The organism is Catellatospora paridis, assembly GCF_009720365.1.
GTDB classification, from domain to species: domain Bacteria; phylum Actinomycetota; class Actinomycetes; order Mycobacteriales; family Micromonosporaceae; genus Catellatospora; species Catellatospora paridis.
This window is the reverse complement of sequence record NZ_ML769320.1, coordinates 107,639-124,982: the sequence shown is the minus strand read 5'-3', so window position 1 is coordinate 124,982 and position 17,344 is coordinate 107,639. Positions and strand designations below refer to the sequence as shown.

Sequence of the window (17,344 nt, the reverse complement as noted above, 5' to 3'; positions counted from 1 at the left end):
TCCACCCACGCTGTTAGGCACGCACTTGGGGGTGCTGGCTTGGATCCGCGACGGATAGCCGGGCTGCTCGACGCGCCCGGCTGCCGTCGCCGGCAGGCCCTGGACGCCGCGCAGGTCGATCTCGGGGTGCTCGCCGACGCCATCGGCGCGCCGCCGGGCGGCCAGAGCCCGTACGCCCGGGAGCGGGACGGCACCTTCACGCACCTGGCCACGGCCCGGCTGCCCGAGCTGGTCGGACGGCACCTCGGCATCGACTGCGCGGCCGCCGTCGAGACCTCGGAGCTGCCGGTCGGCGCGGGCCTGTGGGTGTGGCGCGAACCGAAGCTGCGCCTGCGCGACCTGCCGGTCACCCCCGGGCAGATCGTGCTGGCCGGCGACGGCGCGCTGCTGTTCCCGGTCGAGATCAGGTCGTACGCCTGCCTGGACGGTCACGCCGACCCGACCAAGGTCGCCGGCACCGCCCGTGAACTGGCCGTGGTGGTGGCCGCGCTGCGGCAGGCCGCCCCGGTGCCGGAGCGCGTCAGCAGCCGCTGCCTGCTGGTGCTGCCGCGCAACTTCGGCCTCGCCCCGGTCGGCACCCTGCTCGACGTCGCGCCCCAGGTGCGCCGCCTGGGCTGGTCGCTGGACCGGCTCGACGCCGTCGACCTGCCCGCACGGCTGCGCGAGCCCGAACTGGGCGGGCAGGCGCTGGTCAGCGCGCTGGCCGCGGTCGAGGCGCGGTTCGGCGACGGCTGCCCGAGCTGTCCGATGTACACCCACTGCCGCCAGGACGCCGAAAGCACCGGCACGGTCGCCCGCGCGGGCGGGGCGGCAGCGAACCTGTGCGGCCCCGTCGGGACGGCCGTGCATGCGCTGGCCCTGGCCCACGGCGAGCGCACCCCGTCCGGCGAGGCGGAGCAGGCCATCGCGGACGAGCTGGCCCGCGCCGCGGCGGCGTACGGTTGGGCGACCGGCGGACGGAGCATCCCGTGAGCCTCGACGTCTACCAGCGGCTGCTCGCGCTGTCGCGGGCCCGTGCCGTGCCCGCGGCCTCCCGCGCCCACCGGCACCTGTCGCCACGGCCCTGGCTGCTCACCGGATACCACCTGGCGGGCGAACCGTCCGCGCCGGTCGCGATCCGCTACGGCTCCTTCCGCGACTCCCCCAAGCTGCTCACCGTCGCCGAACCGCGGGACCGGGCGCTGCGCTTCGCCGCGCTCGGCGGCCTGGCCCGTGACCTGGCCACCTACCTGAGCCGCTACACCGTCACCGAACCCGTCGTACGGGCCACCGGCAGCGGCCGCGAGCTGGACGTGGACCACTGCTGCGTGGACGCCCCGCAGCTGGTGGTGCCCAACGAGGCCACCGCGCACTGGGTCGGCCTGCTCGGGCAGTACCTGCGCACCCTCGACGACCCGGTGCTCGCCGCCGCCGGGGCGCACCTGGGCTGGATCGCCTCGCGCCGCCACCTGCCCGGCTCCAACGTGCTGCTCACCGCGACCGACCTGCTCACCGCGCACTGGCGCACCGGCCAGCTGCCCACCGAGGACGGGCACCTGGGCCGGCTGCTGGCCTGGATCGAGCCGCCCGCCGGCGTCGACGCCTGGCAGGCTGCCCGCGACGCCGAGGCGATGCCCCCGGCCGGGCCCGCCAGCGACCCGTCCTGGGACCAGGTCGTGCTGCGCCCGGCACTCGAACGGGCCAAGCACCAGGGCGACGTACGCCGGCTCAAGCTGGCCGCCGCCGAAGTGCTCGACGGGGCGTGGCGCGACACCTGGGCGGCGATCGACCTGGTGCGGATGCTGCCGCCGGGCGAGCACGTGGCCAAACGCTGGGAGTCCGACCGCTGGTCGTGGACCCGGCACCGGGAACGGGTGCTGGCGGGCACGGTGTCGTTCAGCGCGCGACTGTCCGACGTGCCCGCATACCGCTTCCTGCACGAGCTGGAGACCCGCACGGCCGCCCTGGACCGGCAGATGGCCCTGGACGATCCCCTGGTCATGGCCCGTTACCTGGCCACCGGCGAGGCCGTCGCCGGGGTCGTCATCAAGCGCGATCCCGAGCACACCGTCGTCAACTCCGGCGGCCGCTCGGTGCTGCGGCCGCTGCTGTGGGTGCGCACCGGGTCCGCGTTCGACCGGCCCGCGGGCACCGAACTGTGGTGGGGCAAGGTCGGCATGGTGGTGCGCGGCTCCACCGACGACACCGTCGAGCTGATGGTCACCAGCGGCGCGGTCACCCGGCCCAAGCTGGGCCTGCTGCCCGACGCCGACGCCGAGGTGGTGCTGGCCCCGTTCGGCCCGCAGCAGTACTTCCCCGACAACCTGCCCGACGAGCTGCCCTGGCCGACCCGCTCGTCGCGTCCCAAGCCCGCCCCCGAACCCGAGCTGGACGACGACCTGGACACCGACCTCACGCTCCCCGCGCAGCAGACTGGGACCGCCGCCGACCCGGACACCGCGCCGGGCCGCGTCCCCGTGCCCCGCGCCGTGCCCGACCCGGCAGCCGAGTCGCGAGGTGCACAGTGACCAGCGCCGGAGCGCGGCACGAGGCCGCGATCGAGGAGGTCTGGAATCGGGTACGCGGCACCGACCGGGCCGTCGTCGTCGACTCCCCGCCCGGCGCGGGCAAGTCGACGCTGGTCCGCGAACTCGCGAAACGCCTGGTCGCGGTCGGCGAGAACGTGCCGATCGTGGTGCAGACCAACGACCAGGCCGACGACCTCGTGATCGCGCTGGCCGGGGTAGGGCTGTCCACCGGCCGCCTGCACGGCCAGGAGTGGACGCCACCGACGGGCTGGCCGCGGACCAAGGTGCGCACCGGCACCAAGCTCGGCGAGCTCGGCGGCTGCGACGTCATCGTCGGCACCGCCGCGAAATGGGCCTACGTCAAGGCCGACGAGCGCACCTGGCCGCTGGGCGTCATCGACGAGGCGTACCAGATGTCGGCGGCGGCGCTGGTGCGCGTCGGGCACCTGTTCGACCGGCTGCTGCTGGTCGGCGACCCGGGACAGCTCGCCCCGTTCACCGTCGCCGACGAGCACTCGGTGCGCTCGCTGGCCACCTGGCCACTGGACACCGCAGCGGGCACCCTGCTGCGCCACCACCCGGACACCCCCGTCATCCCGCTGCCGGTGAGCTGGCGGCTCGCCCCGCACACCGCACCCGTGATCTCCGACGCGTTCTACACCCGCGCCTTCACCGCCGGAGCCGCACCGACCGACCGGCGGCTCGAACTGGCCAGCCTCGCCCACCCCGCGCTGGCGCACGCCGCCGAGCACGGCTGGGCGCTGCTGGAACTGCCCGCCGCGCACGTGCCGCGCACCGACCCGGCCCTGGTCGCGACGCTCGCCGACCTGGTGCACCAGCTGGTGACCGCGGAGGTGTCCACGGTGGACCCGTCGGGGCCGCGGCCGCTGAACCGGGCCGACGTCGCCGTCGGGGTGGTGCACCGGGACCAGAAGGCACACGTCGAAGCCGCGCTGCAGCGCCGGGGCATCACCGGGGTCACCGTCGACACGGCCAACCGGCTGCAGGGACGGCAGTACGAGGTGGTGCTGGCCTGGCACCCGCTCAGCGGGCGGCGCGACGCCAGCGCCTTCCACCTGGAGGCGGGACGGCTGTGCGTGCTGGCCTCCCGGCACCGGCAGGCATGCGTGGTGGTCAGCCGGGCCGGGGTCGACGAGCAGTTGCACGCGTACCCGGCGGCGGAGCCGGTCTGGCTCGGCACGGACCCGCCGCAGGTCGACGGCTGGGAGGCCAACCGGGCCTTCCTGGAACGGCTCGCCCCGCACCGCATCCCGGCCCACTGACCGGGCAGCCCCTGTAGCCGCCGGACGCTAGAGTGTTCGTGCCGCTGCTGGCAGGCTGGCTGCTCGGCGCGGCGTCGGCCGAGCTGGCGGCGGGTGCTGCGACCCAGACCGTGACCGCCGTGCCGGTCCCGGCGTGGCTGCGCCGTACGCCCCGCGTTGTCGCCGCCACCGCGCTCGTCTCCACCGCCTTGGCGCTGTCATCCGGCCTCGGAGACGGCGGGGAGATCGTCGCCTGGGGGGTGGGCGCGCTGGTCACCTGCGTGTTCGTCACCGCGACGGTGCAGCACGTCACGCGGCGCGGCCCGCTCGCCGATACGGCCCACGGGGTGGACCTGGCGGCGCGGGCGCACGCCGTCGCCTCGCTGACCACGGTCGGCCTGGTGCTCGCCATGCTCTGCCTGCTGCATCAAGTCGAGCAGGTGCAACTGGCGCTGGACGGACAGACCGCGGTATTGGCAGGCACCGTCGGCACCGGCCTGGCGCTCGGCGTGCTGTTCCTGGCGGCGGCACTGTGGGGCGAGTCCGCGCCGGGCCGTAGGCCGCGTCTCGTGCCCTTCATCGCGATCGTCCTGGTGACGGCATCGGTGGCAGCGGTCGGCTTCGGCGTGTGGCGCGACCGCCCGCCGTACGGGCCCGAGGCGGTGCACCCCGTCGCCACGATCCGGCTGACCGACCGGGAGCACTTCGACGCCGATGCCGCCGCCCTGGGTGTGTCGGGAGTCCACGCGAACGGTGAACGGTCCGTCCTCGGCCGATTCGACCTCGCCGTACCGCAGCCGGCAACGCGGGGACGTTTTCACATCATCCTGCTCGACAAGCGGTACAACCGGGTCGCACCGCAGCTCTACGGCAGGGACGGCGGCGGTTGGGGCGGCAACGAGATGGCGGACGCCTGGAAGCGGTACCCCTGGCTGTCGGCGCTGGCCCCGACCTCGCATGGTGACGCCGGGACCACGTACCCGTCGGTCCTCGCGGTCTCCATCGAACCGGACGCGACCTCCACCGCATTCGTCGGCAGATTCGCACGCGACGGCACGCCGCCGCCGGAACCGTCCGACCTGCTGGTGGCACTGTTCTTCGTCGGCCCGCGGGGCCAGCTCTACTGGGCGGTGCAGGTGCCGGTCACGGCGGGCTGACCGATCAGGCGAGCCGTGCCACGGCCGTGCGCACCCGCTCGTCGGTGGCGGTGAGCGCCACCCGCACGTGCTTCACGCCGTTGGGTCCGTAGATCGCGCCCGGCGCGACCAGCACACCCAGTTCGGCCAGCGCGTCCACGGTCGCCCAGCAGTCCTCGCCGCGGGTCGCCCACAGGTAGAGCCCGGCCTCGGAGTGCTCGATGGTGAACCCCGCGCCGAGCAGCGCCTCGCGCAGCAGCTCGCGGCGGGCGGCATAGCGGGCCCGCTGCTCGTCCACATGCGACTCGTCGGCCAGCGCCGCGATCATCGCGGCCTGCACCGGCGCGGGCATGATCATGCCGGCGTGTTTGCGCACCGCCAGCAGCTCGCCGACCAGGTCCGGGTCGCCGGCGACGAAGCCGGCCCGGTACCCGGCCAGGTTGGACCGCTTGGACAGCGAGTGCACCGCCAGCACCCCGGTGAAGTCGCCGTCGCACAGCGACAGCACCGAGACCGGCGTCGCGGTCCACGGCAGGGTGAGGTAGCACTCGTCGCTGACCAGCACGGCTCCGGTGGCGCGGGCGTACGCGATCCAGGCCCGCAGTTCGGCCTCGGACGCGACCCGGCCGTGCGGGTTGCCGGGCGAGTTGATCCAGATCAGGGCCGGGCGCTCCCCCGCGGGCGGGGTGTCGGCACGCAGCACCCTGGCTCCGGCGAGCTGCACGCCGACCTCGTACGTCGGGTAGCAGACCTCGGGGATGACCACGGTGTCGCCCGCGCCGACGCCGAGCAGCGTGGGCAGCCAGGCCACCAGCTCCTTGGAGCCGATCGTCGGCAGCACGCCGAACCCGGGCGCGGCGCCGCAGGAGCGGGCGACCCAGGCGGTGATCTCCTGCCGGAGCTCGGCGGTGCCCGCCGTCAGCGGGTAGCCGGGGGCGTCGGACGCCTCGGCCAGCGCCTTGCGGATGACTGCGGGCACCGGGTCGACGGGCGTGCCGATGGACAGGTCCACGATGCCGTCAGGGTGCGCCGCGGCGCGCCGCTTCGACGGCTCCAGCAGATCCCAGGGAAAGTCGGGCAGGCCGGCGGAGATCCTCCGCCGGCCTGCACCGGAAACCGGCGTGCTCAGTGGTCGCCTTCCTTGGCGGGCTGGGCCGCGACGAACGGCGCGTCCGCGCTGATCTTTCCGATCTTCGAGGCGCCACCGGGCGAGCCGAGCTCGTTGAAGAACTCGTAGTTCGCGGTGGTGTAGTCGCGCCACTGCTCCGGCACGTCGTCCTCGTAGAAGATCGCCTCCACCGGGCAGACCGGCTCACAGGCACCGCAGTCGACGCACTCGTCCGGGTGGATGTAGAGCATGCGGTTGCCCTCGTAGATGCAGTCGACAGGGCACTCCTCGATGCAGGCCTTGTCGAGCACATCGACGCACGGCTCGGCGATGATGTAGGTCACGGGTCGTCCCTCCACGCACTCTCATACGGAACATGACAGTGCACGTTCCGCCGCTCCACGCGGCCAAGTCAAAGCCTAGTATCCGGGTGAGGGAGGTAGGTAGTCAGTGTTGGCTAAGAGTGATCTCGGGTCCCGCGTGGTGGTACGCAGATTCGCCGGATACCGGGATGATCGCCCGCAGTTCACCGATGTGCTGGGCGATCTCACCGAGGTCGGGGACTCGTCCCTCACCGTCGCGACCTCCCGCGGAGTGGTGGTCGTGCCGCTGGCCGAGGTGCACCGGGCCAAGGTCGTGCCGGCGCGGCGCGGCCCGACCGCCCGCGAGATCGCGGCACTGGAACTGGCCGCCACGGAGGCCTGGCCGCCGCCGGTGGTCGAGGAGCTGGGCGCCTGGCGGCTGCGGGCGGCCGGCGGGTACACCGGCCGGGCCAACTCGGCGCTGCCGGTCGGTGATCCCGGCCTGCCGCTGCCCCCGGCGCTGGACGCGGTCGTCGCCTTCTACCGCCGCCAGGGACTGCCGCCGCAGGTCGACGTGCCGCTGCCGCTGGCCGCGAGCGTCGAGCGGGAGCTGATCAAGGCCGGCTGGCACGCCGAGTGCACGGTCGAGGTCCAGGTCTGCGCGCTCGACGAGCTGATCGCGGTGACACCGCCCGGCGACGCGTTCGAGCTGAGCCGGGCCATGTCCCCCGAATTCCTGGCGATGGTGGCCGACGACCGGGGGCCGCTGCCCGAGGCCGCGGTGCACGTGCTGACCGCGGTGCCCGAGCTGGTGTTCGCCCAGCGGTACGACGAGAGCGGAGCGCTGCTGGCCCGGGCCCGCGGCACCGTCACCGGCAACGGCCGCTGGCTGGGCGTCTTCGGCGTGGAGACGGCCGCCGCCGCCCGCCGGCGCGGTCTGGCCGAGGAGGCGATGGGGGTGCTGGCCCGCTGGGCCGCGCAACTCGGCGCGACCGACGCCTTCCTGCAGGTCGAATCGCGCAACGCCCCGGCCCTGGCGATGTACGCCAAGCTCGGCTTCACCCGCCACCACCACTACACCCGCTACCAGCTCCGCTGATCACCGCCGCGACCTGCGGCCGCGGACGACGGAGGTTAAGGAAGGGCACCTTCTACAACGCATAGCGATGTGAAGGTGCCCTTCCTTGGGGTTAGACGCGGCGGGGGTGGGCTTTGGCGCGCTCGGCGAAGAGCTTGAGCTGCTTGGCGCGGTAGTCGGCGGCGAACGCGATCAGGCCGACCATGCCCAGGCCGGTGCCGACGGCGAAGACCGCCGCGTAGACCCAGACCTGGTTGAAGAACGCGCCCGCGCCGTGTGCGAACGGGCCCTCGCCGGCCGCGAGCGGGCCGACGAAGATGCTCAGCAGGCATGCGGCGAAGGCCGCGGCGCCCAGGTCGGCGACCACGCGCGGCCACGGCCGCAGGCGGCCCCAGTACAGCGCCATCGCGAAGAACACGAGCCCGATCACGCCGAGTGCGACGAACCCCGCCGTGGCCTGTGTGTCCGGGTCTTCAATGCCCTTGCCCACCCATCGAGCGACCACATTGACCACGAACAGCACGCCGGCGATCACGCCTACCGGCAGCCACCGCTCCTTCATCGAAGCCTCCTCAGGGCTTGGCAGTCAACGGCGGCTTCTTCGCCTCGCACACGAACTGTGGCTCAGCGTTATACCGCCAGGTGAACTTCTCCCGCTTGATCTCTTTACCGTCCTTGCGGAAGATACGCCAGGCGTCCTGAGTAAAACCCTCGCTACCCGCAGTAGCGATGCAGGTCGGGCCGTCCTCGAGCACGACCTTCTTCGGCTGCTCGATGTCGCGCTTCGGGTCGTACTGCGTGGTGATGCCGTCGTAGACCTTGGTCGACCACATGCTGACCGTCACCGAGCTGTCGGTGTGCGAGGTGTCGATGAGCACGCCGTACGGGGTGGTGTTGGTGAACCTGAGGTCCAGCGTCGGGTACATGATGGTCGACTCGATGACCGCCGGGTACCGCGTGAAGTAGTACGAGTGCGGCTTGTGCTCGACGTCCTTCATGCCCGCGTAGTACGACGCGTTGAAGATCGTCGTGGTGAACTGCGACGCGCCGCCGCCGACACCGGGGATCAGCTTGCCGTCCATGATCACGGGCGCGTCGAAGTAGCCCTCCGCGTAGCCGCGGGGACCGGTGTGCCCGTTGAGCGAGAAGGTCTCGCCGGGCCGCACGATCGCGCCGTCGACCTCCTTCGCGATCTGCACGATGTTCTTGCTGCGCGGGCTGGACAGGCCGCCGGTGAAGTATGTCGTGAAGCTGGAGACCTGCTCCTTGATGCCCAGCTCGGCGAGGTCGCCGGTGGTCGTCGCGGGCTTCACGTCGGTGAGCCCGGCCGAGACGGCGCGGTCGGCGCCCCGCTTGAGCACCGGCAGCAGGTCGCCGGCCAGCTTCGCGGTGTCGACCAGCGTGCCGCCGCTGGCGGCCACGACCTGCGGCGCGCCGCCGGAGCCGTCGATGGTGGCGTTCTTCGGCTGCACCTCGACCTTGGCCAGCTCCTTGCCCAGCGCCTTGCGCAGCTTCTTCTCGTCGACCCGGCTGGACAGCTCGCCCTTGGCGTCGGAGGAGATCACCAGGCTCGCCGCGATCGCCTTCGGGGACATGGTGACGACACCCTTGGGCGTGGTGACGGTGACCGGCGCGGACACCGCCGGCGTGGCGACCTCGGCGACCATCCGGTCGACGTCGTCCTTCGAGCTGGCCGGGTTCTTCTCGCCCAGTTTCACCTCGATCTCGCCGCGGCGCAGCCAGCCGTCGCGGACGGCGTCCGCGGCGTCGGCCGGGTCGAGCCCGCGGCCCGCCTTGGGGTACACCGGCTTCGGGGTGGTGCCGTCGAAGGTGACCGCGGGCAGGGTCATCGCCGCGCCGGACTGCTGGGTCGCCGAAGCCAGCGCGGCTGAGAGGCGTGCCTCGTCGACGGAGACCACGGGCGCCACCTCGGCACCGCCGAACAGCACGGCGAACGGGTTGTGGCCCCGGGACACGGCCGCCGCGACGGTCGCGTCCACGTCGACCGCGAGGCCGACGTCCTGCGGCTGCACGGTGGCGGTCTTCTCGCCGATCCGCACCGTCAGCGGCGCGGCCAGCTGGTCGGCCTTGCCGGCCAGACCGGTGCGCAGCGCGTCGGCGGCCTCGGCCGCGGTGCCGTCGATGGAGATGCCGAGCACCTTCGCGCCGCGGGGCACATCGGCGCTGAAGGCGTGGCCGGCGAAGGCGCCGGTCGCGGTGAGCGCGAGAACGGAAGCCAGGCCGGCGATCAGCCAGCGTCGGTGGGGAACGGGGGCGACGGACAAGACGGCACCTCATCATCATTGGTGGGAGACGTTGGCGACCAGGTTAGCGCGTTATATGAGGCTGGCCCACATTCGAGAAAATGGTGGCTAATGGCCGAGTTTGTCCGACATGGTGACAGTGGGACGGCTGCCCACTACGAGCACGAGGTGGCCCCGCACGTACGCCGGTTGCGCTCCCGGGCGCTGCGCGACCGCCTGGCGGAGAGCCTGCTGTTCCTGCCGATCATGATGCTCGCCGCTTCGATCATCATCGTGATGCTGCTCGCGGAGATCGACGAGCGCTACATGACGGATCCCAGCGGGGTGATCAGTTTCACTCCGGACGTCGCCGTCACGCTGCTGGGCATCATCGCCGGTGCCATGATCACGACGGCCGGCGTGGTCTTCTCGCTGCTGGTGGTCTCGCTGCAACTCGCCAGCGGCCAGTTCTCGCCGCGGGTGCTGCGCGGCTTCTGGCGCGACCGCCACGGCCAGGTACTGGTCGGCCTGCTGCTCAGCACGTTCGCGTTCTGCGTGCTGGCGCTGGCGCGCGTCGACACCGCCGCCGACCACGCGCCCCCGCTGACCGTGGGCTTCGCCCTCCTGCTCACCCTGCTCTCGGTCATCGCGATCGTCGTCTACCTGGACCGGATCAGCCGCAACCAGTACGTCGGCCGGATCGTGCAGCGGGTCGCCCGGGAAACCCACAGCCTGATCAGCGAACTGCCGTACGGGCCGCGCATCGGCGTCAAGATCGGCGAACCGGTCGACCCGCCCGATGTGGGCACCCTCGGTCCGCCGCTCATCGTCACCGCCGTCACCGACGGATGGGTGCAGCAGCTGAGCCGGCGCGCCATCGTCGCGGCCGTGCCACCGGACACGGTGGTGCGGCTGGAGACCCGCGTCGGCGCGTTCGTGACCGCGGGCACGCCCCTGGTCACCATGTGGCCGCCACCGGCCGACCCGGCCACGGCGGCCCGCCTGATCGCCGAGGCGGTCATCATCGGCGTCGCCCGCACCATGCAGCAGGACATCGACTTCGGCCTGCGCCAGCTCGCCGACGTCGGACTGCGCGCGCTGTCCCAGGCCGTCAACGACCCGACCACCGCGGTCGAGGTCATCCTGCGCATCGGCTCGGTCATGCGCCCGCTGCTGCTGGCCGAATGCCCCGCCCAGGCGATGCGCGACCAGGACGGCCGCATCCTGCTCACCCCGTGCGACCTCGACCACACGGAGTACGTCAAGCACGCCTTCAACCAGCTGCGGCACTATGCCGCGCCGCACCCCAGCGTCGTCATCCCGCTGCTGCGGACCATGGGCATGCTGCGTGACTGCTGCCTGTCCGGCTACCGCGGCGAGACGACCCCTGGTCGGGTACGCACCATCGCCGCGCTGGACCACCAGATCGAGCTGACGCTCGCGGGCGTACGCGCCACCGGCATGCTGCCCGCGGACCTCGCCATGGTGGAAGCCGCCGCGGCCCGCGCCGGCGGCGCCCCACCCGCCACCCGACCGGCCTGAGCCGCAGGTCAGCGGCGACGCCGCCGAGCGGAGAGCAACAGGCGACTGCCGGACAGGCCCAGGATGAAGATCACGACGGTGTTCCGCCCGGTCTCGACAACACTCCGGACGTGCCGCACGGGCTCCGGCTCGATCACCACGGACCGCCGCACCGGGCTCGGCGGGACGGACGGCGACGGCTCCGGGGACGGACTCGGCTCGGGCGACGGCTCCGGCGGCGCCTGCGGCTCGGGCAACGGCACGATCGGCACCACCAGCACAGGCGACGGCGACGGGCTCGGCGTCGGCGACAGGCTCGGACTCGGTGACGGACTCGGACTCGGTGACGGACTCGGGCTTGGAGACGGACTCGGGCTTGGAGACGGTGACGGACTCGGACTCGGACCCGGACTCGGACTCGGACTCGGACTCGGCGATGGTGCCGGCGATGGGCTGGGGCTCGGGGACGGGGATGGCGAAGGACTCGGTGATGGTGAGGGCGAAGGGCTCGGGGAGGGAGACGGGCTGGGACTCACTGAAGGCGACGGCGATGGGCTGGGGCTTGGTGATGGTGACGGGCTCGGTGATGGTGACGGAGATGGGCTCGGGGACGGTGACGGGCTCGGAGACGGGGATGGCGAAGGGCTCGGAGACGGGGACGGTGACGGGCTCGGCGTGGCGGGCAGCCAGGCCGCGTCGGTGAGGTACACCGGCTGCGAGGTGGCCAGCAGGGTCGCCGCCCCGGTGGACAGCGCGATGCGGTACTGCCGCAGCGGCCGGCCCAGCCCGTTGCCGGTCGCGTACAGCGTGTCGCCGATCAACGCCACGGAGCCGTACGTCCCGCCCCGCCGCAGGTCACCCGTGAGATCACCACTGCTGACCTGCCCACTGACCGGATCCACCGCGATCAGCCGGGGAGACGGCCCCGACGCGTCCACCCCCACCAGCGCCTGCCGGTACGGGTCGTAGTCCCAGTCCCCGACCCGCACCGGCCCGGACAGCGCCACATTCCTCGTGACCTGCCCGAACGTCGCCCCGCCGGCACGCACGTCGATCCCGATCAGCCGCCCGCCGACCGGGAGCAACAGTTCCCCGCCGACGACGGCGCCCGCATTCGCGCTGCTCAGAGACGCATGGACCGGCCCGTGGTCGACGACCGTCCCATCCGGACCGATCGCGACGAGATGGCCGCCGCCGCCCAGCGGCACCAGCCGGAACCGGGCCGCGATGCCGTAGAGCAGGCCCTGCGCGGGGTCGTACCCGATGGCGTTGATCGTGTGTGGCAGCCAGACCCGGCGCAGCACCGCGCCGGTGTCGGGATTCAGACTGACCAGCTCGGACGGTGCATTGGGCACCGCCGAACGCACCTGCAGCAGTTCACCCGGCGGCGCTGCGGCATGACCCAGCGCGGCGCGCGGGGTCAGCAGCGCGACGGCCGAGGGCAGTCCGATGGCCGTGGCCAGGAACAGCCCGACGACGAGGGGTCGAAATCTGGACGTCGCACGCATAGCATCTTGTATAGCCCTAAACGTCCCGTTTGGGCGAATAGTGTTTTTGGAGGAACTCATGCGGGCTTACGCGAGCGGTCTCCTGTGGTTTCTCGGCATCTGCGGCATCGCGGCGCTGGCCGTGGTGTTCATCCGCCGCTCGTGGCCACCGGACCGCCGCGCCGACACCCACGACGTGCTCAGCGTGGTGTTCTCGATGACCGGCACGCTGTACGCCGTGGTCGCCGCGTTCGTCTTCATCGACGTGTGGCAGATCGGCAACGACGCCCGTGACGCGACGTACCGCGAGGCGCAGGCGGTGCAGTCGGTGGCCTGGGCGGCCGAGACCGGCCCGCCGGAGGTGCGCGCGTCGATCCACCTGCTCACCCGCGCCTACCTGCGCGAGATCCTCGATCAGGAACTGCCCCGGATGCGCGCCGGCAAGCCCGTCGGCGAGCAGGGCTGGGCGCTGCTGAACGACCTGCGGGAGGCGACGGCCCGGGTGCCGGTGCCGCCCGAGAGCGAGTCGCCGGAGGCCACCGTGCACGCCGTGATGCAGGCCCGCGAGGACCGGCTCGCCCTGGCGGACAAGCGAATCGGCGACGTGACCTGGTTCGCGCTGCTGTTCGGCGCGCTGCTGGCCGGGATGCCGATCCTGTTCTTCCGGTTCGACCACATCGGCACGCAACTCGCCATGACCACCGCCGTGGTCGGCATGATCACGTTGCTGCTGTTCACGATCCACCAGATCGAGCGCCCGTTCACCAGCACCGAACGTGTCCCACCAACCGCATACCAGAACGTCGTACTCCGCCTCGACGCCCTCAACACCTGACCTGGCAGGAGGAAGGGCACCTTCTTGACGCTATCGGTGCGCAGGGTGCCCTTCCTCACCGCAAAGCGGTCTGAGCAGGGCGGATGCGGTCAGAACTGGTGGGGCGTGAGCTGCGGGGCGGCGGCCCGCGGCGGCGCGGTGGTGCGCTTGCCGGCACGGTAAGCGGCGGGGCCGACGAAGCCGATGCCGCCGGTGGCGAGCACCAGCAGGCCGAGCCAGGTCGCGGCGATCTGGTCGCCCTCCTGAGTGCCGCCCACCGCGAAGATCATGACGAGGAACCACGGCACCGCGGCGAGCCACCAGCCCCAGGCCAGCCCCGTGGCCGTCCGGGCGAACCAACCCAGGAACAGGCTGACCAGCAGCGCTGTCGGCACCAGCCACACCGCGGGCCAGCCGGCGATGCGGTACGGCGTGTAGACGGCCTCCAGCACCGCCGACGCGCCGCCCAGGAACACCGCGAGCACGGCCCCGATCCCGCGCAGGGCGAGGTCGAGCAGCTTCACCGCGCGGCGGGTGAACCGTCGGGCAGGCCGCTGAACAGATCCGTCTCCCAGCCGTACGGACCGTCGCCGCGACCACGCACGCCGAGCGCCAGCGTGTAATGCTCGACGCCCATGAACTCCTGGCCGAAGTTGCCGGCGATGGAGTAGAGCCAGGACGTCTCCGGGATCTGGGTGGCGTGCGCCTTCAGCGCGGCGACCTTGGCGTCGTGGTGGTCGGAGCCGTCGATGCAGGCCGCGACCTCCTCATCGGGCGTGCCGAACGGGAAGTCGGCCACGTCGGTGACCGCGGCGAACGGGTTGTCCGTCGAGTCGGCCAGCGCCTCGACCCCCGCCTTCAGCACGCTCAGCGGCATCGCCGTCCAGTAGATCTTGGAGGGGCCGAAACCGCGTTCCGCGGCGATCTCCGAGGCGCGCATGGCGACCCGGTGGGCCTGGATGTGGTCCGGGTGGCCGTAGAAGCCGTTCGCGTCGTACGTGACGACGATCTGGGGCCGCACCTCGTCCATGATCTCGACCAGGTGCGCCGAGGCCTCCTCGAGGTCCGCGCCCCAGAAGCTGCGCGGGTGCTCATTGGCGGGGGTGCCCATCATGCCCGAGTCGCGGTAGCGGCCCGCCCCGCCGAGCATGCGGTGGTCGATCACGCCCAGCGCGGCCAGCGCGCTCTTCAGCTCGGAGAGCCGGTATCCGCCCAGCTGGTCGCCCTGTGCGGCCTCCAGCTGCGCGAGCTCGGGCACGTGGATCTCGCCCTCCTCGCCGAGGGTGCACGTCACCAGCGTGACGTGTGCGCCCTGCGCCGCGTAGTGAGCCATGGTCGCGCCGGTCCCGATCGACTCGTCGTCGGGATGCGCGTGCACGAAGAGGATGCTGCGAGCCACCCGGTCACTCTAGCCCGCATCAGGCAAACCGCCACGCGCCTGCCTCTCGCGTCGATAGCATCGCGGCCATGGAGGCGCAGCAGCCTGACGGTCCGGGGCCTGGCCACCGCATAGCCGTCAGTGCTGACGGCCTTCGGGTGGGCCACCTGCATGATCACGTGCTGGACGTGTGCGAACCGGCTTCGGGCCGGATCCATACCGTGGCCGAGGCGGTGGACGACTTCGCGTTCGACCGCACCGGCGCGGTCGTCGTGTGGACCTCGGGCGGCCGATTGCATCGCCGGGACGCCGACGGCGTGACCGTGGTGTCCACGCCCGGCCCGGTCGACACGGCCCGGCCCGACCCGACCGGCCGCCGCATCGCCTACCTGCACGAAGGCACCCTGCGGGTGGCCGTCGGCACCGAGGACGAGCTGCTGGCCGGCGAGCCGGACGGGGTCCGCTGGGGCGAGGCCGATCCGCACGCGGGCTGGTTCGGCCGGCGTACCGGCTGGTGGTGGGCCCCGGACGGGGAGAGCATCCTGGCCACCCGCCGCAGCGGTGAGCAGGTCTCGCTGCACCTGCTCGACCTGGACGGCGGCTGGGTCGACGTGCACTGGGACCGCGAGATCTACCCGTACCTGGGCACGGTGCGCTGGGCCGACGGCGGCCCGCTGATCACCGCGCTGCGCCGCTCCCAGGGGCACGGCCTGGTGCTGGCGGTGGACCGCCGCACCGGGGAGACCCAGGTGCACGCCGAGCTGGCCGACCCGCGCTGGGTCAACCCGATCGCGGGCACGCCGCGCCACCTCGCCGACGGCCGGGTGCTGGTCGGCGGCGAGATCTCGCACGACGGGTACGACGCGCGCTGCCTGTTCGCCGACGGCACCCTGCTCACCCCGCCCAACCTGTACGTCCGGCGCGTGGTCGGACGGCTCGGCCCCGGTTCGGCCGGCGGCGAGCTCGGCGACCTGCTCATCGAGGCCAGCGAGGGCGAGCCCGCCGAGCAGCACCTGTTCCGGGTGCGCAGCAGCACCAGCGGCGGCATGGTGGTGCACCGGCTGACCAGCGTGCCCGGCTGGCACAGCGCCGCCTGCGGCGGCGACACCGTGGTGACCGGCCTGCGCAGCCTCGACGACGAGGACATGCAGCTCACCGTGTGGTTCGCCGGCAACCAGGTGGCCGAGCTGACTCCGCGCCGCCCGGTGCCCGCGACCATGAACCGCCCGGCCCTGGACCGGGTCACCGACCGGCGGCTGCCGACCGCCGTGCTCTACCCGCCCGGCCACGTCTTCGGCCGCCGGCTGCCGGTGCTGCTGTGCCTGCCGGACACCCCGACCCAGCAGCAGGTGCGCAACGACCACGACGCGTTCACCGCGGCCCGGCACTGGGCCGAGGCCGGTTTCGCGGTGGTCATGGTCGACGGCCGGGGCACCGTCGGCGTGTCGCCGAGCTTCGAGAAGGTGACCCACCGGCGGGTGGCCGACCTGGCCGTCGCCGATCACGCCGAGGCGCTGCGCATCATCGCCGACAAGCACTCCGACCTGGACCTGACCCGGGTCACCGCGTACGGGCGCGGGTTCGGCGGCTGGCTGGCCGCGCTGCTGGCGGCCCGGCGGCCGGAGACGGTGCGGGCGGCGGTCGCCGTCGAGCCGTGGGACTGGGCCGCGCTGCCCGTCCCGCTGGCCGAGCGTTACCTGGGCCCGCAGGAGCTGGACAGTGAGATCTACGCCCGGCACGCCCTGGAGGACCTGCCGCCCACCGTGATCATCCAGGAGACCGCGCCCGTCGAGATCCTCACCTGACCGCGCCGGTCAGCGGCCCAGCTGCGCCTTCACCGCGGCCTGCTCGGCGATCTCCTCGGCGGCGGCGGCCTTCTGGCGCGCCTTCTCGGCGGCCTTGGCGTCGAGGCGGGCCTGCACAGCGGCCTGCTCGGCAATCTCGGCGGCGCTCGCCGCCTGCTGCTTGGCCTGGTCGGCGAGTTGCGCGTCCTGCTCCACCCGGGCCCCGTCGAGCCCGGCCTTCAAATCGGCGCGCACCCGGGCAGCGGCCGCCTTGGCGGACTGCTTGGCGTCCGCGGCGCGCTGCTTCGCCGTGGCGGCGGCGCGGGCCGACAGCCTTGCCTGGATCGCGGTCCCGTCGGCGACACCCTGCGCGGCGGCCGCCTTGCGCGCGGCCTTCTCGGCGGCCCTGGTGTCGTGCGACTCGACGACCAGGTGCGGCGGCGGGGCCGCGAGCGCCGGAACGGCATGCATGAGCACGGGCGCGCCGAGCGCGGCGGTGAGTGTGGCGAGAACGGCGAATCGACGCGTGCGCATTGCCATGACCTGACCTCCCGTGGAACTGATGATCCGCCCCGGCCGACCTCGTCGTCTCCCTGGGCCTTTCCCACGATCCCGCAGCCCACCGCCCTTCCACACCCGTCGAAAGCCAGCTCCCGCACCCCCCGAAAGTCAGTTTCTTCAGCGAGGACCGGGACGCCTGGGACGCGAAAGGGGCGGCACCCCG

The 17,344-nt window shown here is 72.8% G+C and carries 16 protein-coding genes; 8 read left to right on the top strand and 8 right to left on the bottom strand.

Annotated elements, in window-relative coordinates:
• Positions 1–39 precede the first annotated feature (39 nt).
• Genes F9C41_RS23130 through F9C41_RS23120 form a run of 4 tightly spaced genes read left to right on the top strand, consistent with a single transcriptional unit; the run spans position 40 to position 4,926 of the window.
• Entirely contained in the window at positions 40–972 is a 933-nt protein-coding gene (locus F9C41_RS23130; RefSeq protein ID WP_155388917.1) for a hypothetical protein, read from the top strand.
• On the top strand, positions 969–2,507 hold the full coding sequence (locus F9C41_RS40780) for a hypothetical protein (protein WP_196279907.1): 1,539 nt from the start codon (positions 969–971) through the stop codon (positions 2,505–2,507). The genes F9C41_RS23130 and F9C41_RS40780 overlap by 4 nt, the downstream gene beginning before the upstream one ends.
• Positions 2,504–3,790 carry an AAA family ATPase gene (locus F9C41_RS23125; protein WP_196279906.1) on the top strand — a complete coding sequence of 429 codons (1,287 nt, stop codon included), beginning with the start codon at positions 2,504–2,506 and terminating at the stop codon, positions 3,788–3,790. The genes F9C41_RS40780 and F9C41_RS23125 overlap by 4 nt, the downstream gene beginning before the upstream one ends.
• A gap of 38 nt (positions 3,791–3,828) precedes the next feature.
• Positions 3,829–4,926, top strand: coding sequence for a hypothetical protein (locus tag F9C41_RS23120; RefSeq protein WP_155388916.1), 1,098 nt, complete (start codon positions 3,829–3,831; stop codon positions 4,924–4,926).
• Positions 4,927–4,930: 4 nt separating this feature from the next.
• Here the strand turns inward: F9C41_RS23120 and dapC are convergent, their stop codons facing one another.
• Positions 4,931–5,998: a succinyldiaminopimelate transaminase gene (dapC, locus tag F9C41_RS23115; RefSeq protein ID WP_230689937.1), complete on the bottom strand. Its 1,068-nt coding sequence runs from the start codon at positions 5,996–5,998 to the stop codon at positions 4,931–4,933.
• A 32-nt stretch (positions 5,999–6,030) separates the two neighbouring features.
• Positions 6,031–6,357: a ferredoxin gene (gene fdxA / locus F9C41_RS23110; RefSeq protein ID WP_120318129.1), complete on the bottom strand. Its 327-nt coding sequence runs from the start codon at positions 6,355–6,357 to the stop codon at positions 6,031–6,033.
• A gap of 106 nt (positions 6,358–6,463) precedes the next feature.
• Here fdxA and F9C41_RS23105 point away from each other — a divergent pair, with 106 nt between their 5' ends.
• Entirely contained in the window at positions 6,464–7,414 is a 951-nt protein-coding gene (locus F9C41_RS23105; RefSeq protein WP_155388915.1) for a GNAT family N-acetyltransferase, read from the top strand.
• A 91-nt stretch (positions 7,415–7,505) separates the two neighbouring features.
• Here the strand turns inward: F9C41_RS23105 and F9C41_RS23100 are convergent, their stop codons facing one another.
• Both F9C41_RS23100 and F9C41_RS23095 read right to left on the bottom strand, forming a co-directional pair.
• Entirely contained in the window at positions 7,506–7,955 is a 450-nt protein-coding gene (locus F9C41_RS23100) for a hypothetical protein (RefSeq protein WP_155388914.1), read from the bottom strand.
• Positions 7,956–7,965: 10 nt separating this feature from the next.
• Positions 7,966–9,678 carry a VanW family protein gene (locus F9C41_RS23095; protein WP_230689913.1) on the bottom strand — a complete coding sequence of 571 codons (1,713 nt, stop codon included), beginning with the start codon at positions 9,676–9,678 and terminating at the stop codon, positions 7,966–7,968.
• Between the two features lie 90 nt (positions 9,679–9,768).
• On the opposite strand from F9C41_RS23095, the gene F9C41_RS23090 reads away from it, so the two are divergent.
• Positions 9,769–11,178, top strand: a complete 1,410-nt coding sequence (locus tag F9C41_RS23090) for a DUF2254 domain-containing protein (protein WP_155388913.1) — start codon at positions 9,769–9,771, stop codon at positions 11,176–11,178.
• An 8-nt stretch (positions 11,179–11,186) separates the two neighbouring features.
• Here F9C41_RS23090 and F9C41_RS23085 read toward each other — a convergent pair whose 3' ends face one another.
• Positions 11,187–12,665 (bottom strand): DUF6923 family protein, encoded by a 1,479-nt coding sequence (locus tag F9C41_RS23085; protein ID WP_155388912.1) that lies wholly within the window; start codon positions 12,663–12,665, stop codon positions 11,187–11,189.
• Between the two features lie 58 nt (positions 12,666–12,723).
• Here F9C41_RS23085 and F9C41_RS23080 point away from each other — a divergent pair, with 58 nt between their 5' ends.
• On the top strand, positions 12,724–13,479 hold the full coding sequence (locus F9C41_RS23080) for a bestrophin-like domain (protein ID WP_196279904.1): 756 nt from the start codon (positions 12,724–12,726) through the stop codon (positions 13,477–13,479).
• Between the two features lie 89 nt (positions 13,480–13,568).
• Here the strand turns inward: F9C41_RS23080 and F9C41_RS23075 are convergent, their stop codons facing one another.
• Positions 13,569–13,982, bottom strand: a complete 414-nt coding sequence (locus F9C41_RS23075) for a hypothetical protein (protein WP_155388910.1) — start codon at positions 13,980–13,982, stop codon at positions 13,569–13,571.
• Complete coding sequence (gene mshB / locus F9C41_RS23070) at positions 13,979–14,857, bottom strand: N-acetyl-1-D-myo-inositol-2-amino-2-deoxy-alpha-D-glucopyranoside deacetylase (RefSeq protein ID WP_155388909.1); 879 nt, start codon at positions 14,855–14,857, stop codon at positions 13,979–13,981. The genes F9C41_RS23075 and mshB overlap by 4 nt, the downstream gene beginning before the upstream one ends.
• Positions 14,858–14,925: 68 nt before the next feature.
• Between mshB and F9C41_RS23065 the strand changes: the two genes are divergently transcribed.
• Positions 14,926–16,641, top strand: coding sequence for a S9 family peptidase (locus F9C41_RS23065; protein ID WP_155388908.1), 1,716 nt, complete (start codon positions 14,926–14,928; stop codon positions 16,639–16,641).
• A gap of 9 nt (positions 16,642–16,650) precedes the next feature.
• On the opposite strand, the gene F9C41_RS23060 is transcribed toward F9C41_RS23065, so the two are convergent.
• The gene (locus F9C41_RS23060) at positions 16,651–17,154 is read right to left on the bottom strand and encodes a hypothetical protein (RefSeq protein WP_196279903.1); all 504 of its coding nucleotides are present in this window, start codon (positions 17,152–17,154) and stop codon (positions 16,651–16,653) included.
• Positions 17,155–17,344: the final 190 nt, after the last annotated feature.

What these genes read in the sequence shown, in the direction of transcription:
- F9C41_RS23100 (WP_155388914.1), bottom strand. Translation starts at nt 7,955, where the DNA reads ATGAAGGAGCGGTGGCTGCCGGTAGGCGTGATCGCCGGCGTGCTGTTC.
- F9C41_RS23090 (WP_155388913.1), top strand. Translation starts at nt 9,769, where the DNA reads ATGGCCGAGTTTGTCCGACATGGTGACAGTGGGACGGCTGCCCACTAC.
- F9C41_RS23085 (WP_155388912.1), bottom strand. Translation starts at nt 12,665, where the DNA reads ATGCGTGCGACGTCCAGATTTCGACCCCTCGTCGTCGGGCTGTTCCTG.
- F9C41_RS23080 (WP_196279904.1), top strand. Translation starts at nt 12,724, where the DNA reads ATGCGGGCTTACGCGAGCGGTCTCCTGTGGTTTCTCGGCATCTGCGGC.
- F9C41_RS23065 (WP_155388908.1), top strand. Translation starts at nt 14,926, where the DNA reads ATGGAGGCGCAGCAGCCTGACGGTCCGGGGCCTGGCCACCGCATAGCC.
- F9C41_RS23060 (WP_196279903.1), bottom strand. Translation starts at nt 17,154, where the DNA reads ATGCGCACGCGTCGATTCGCCGTTCTCGCCACACTCACCGCCGCGCTC.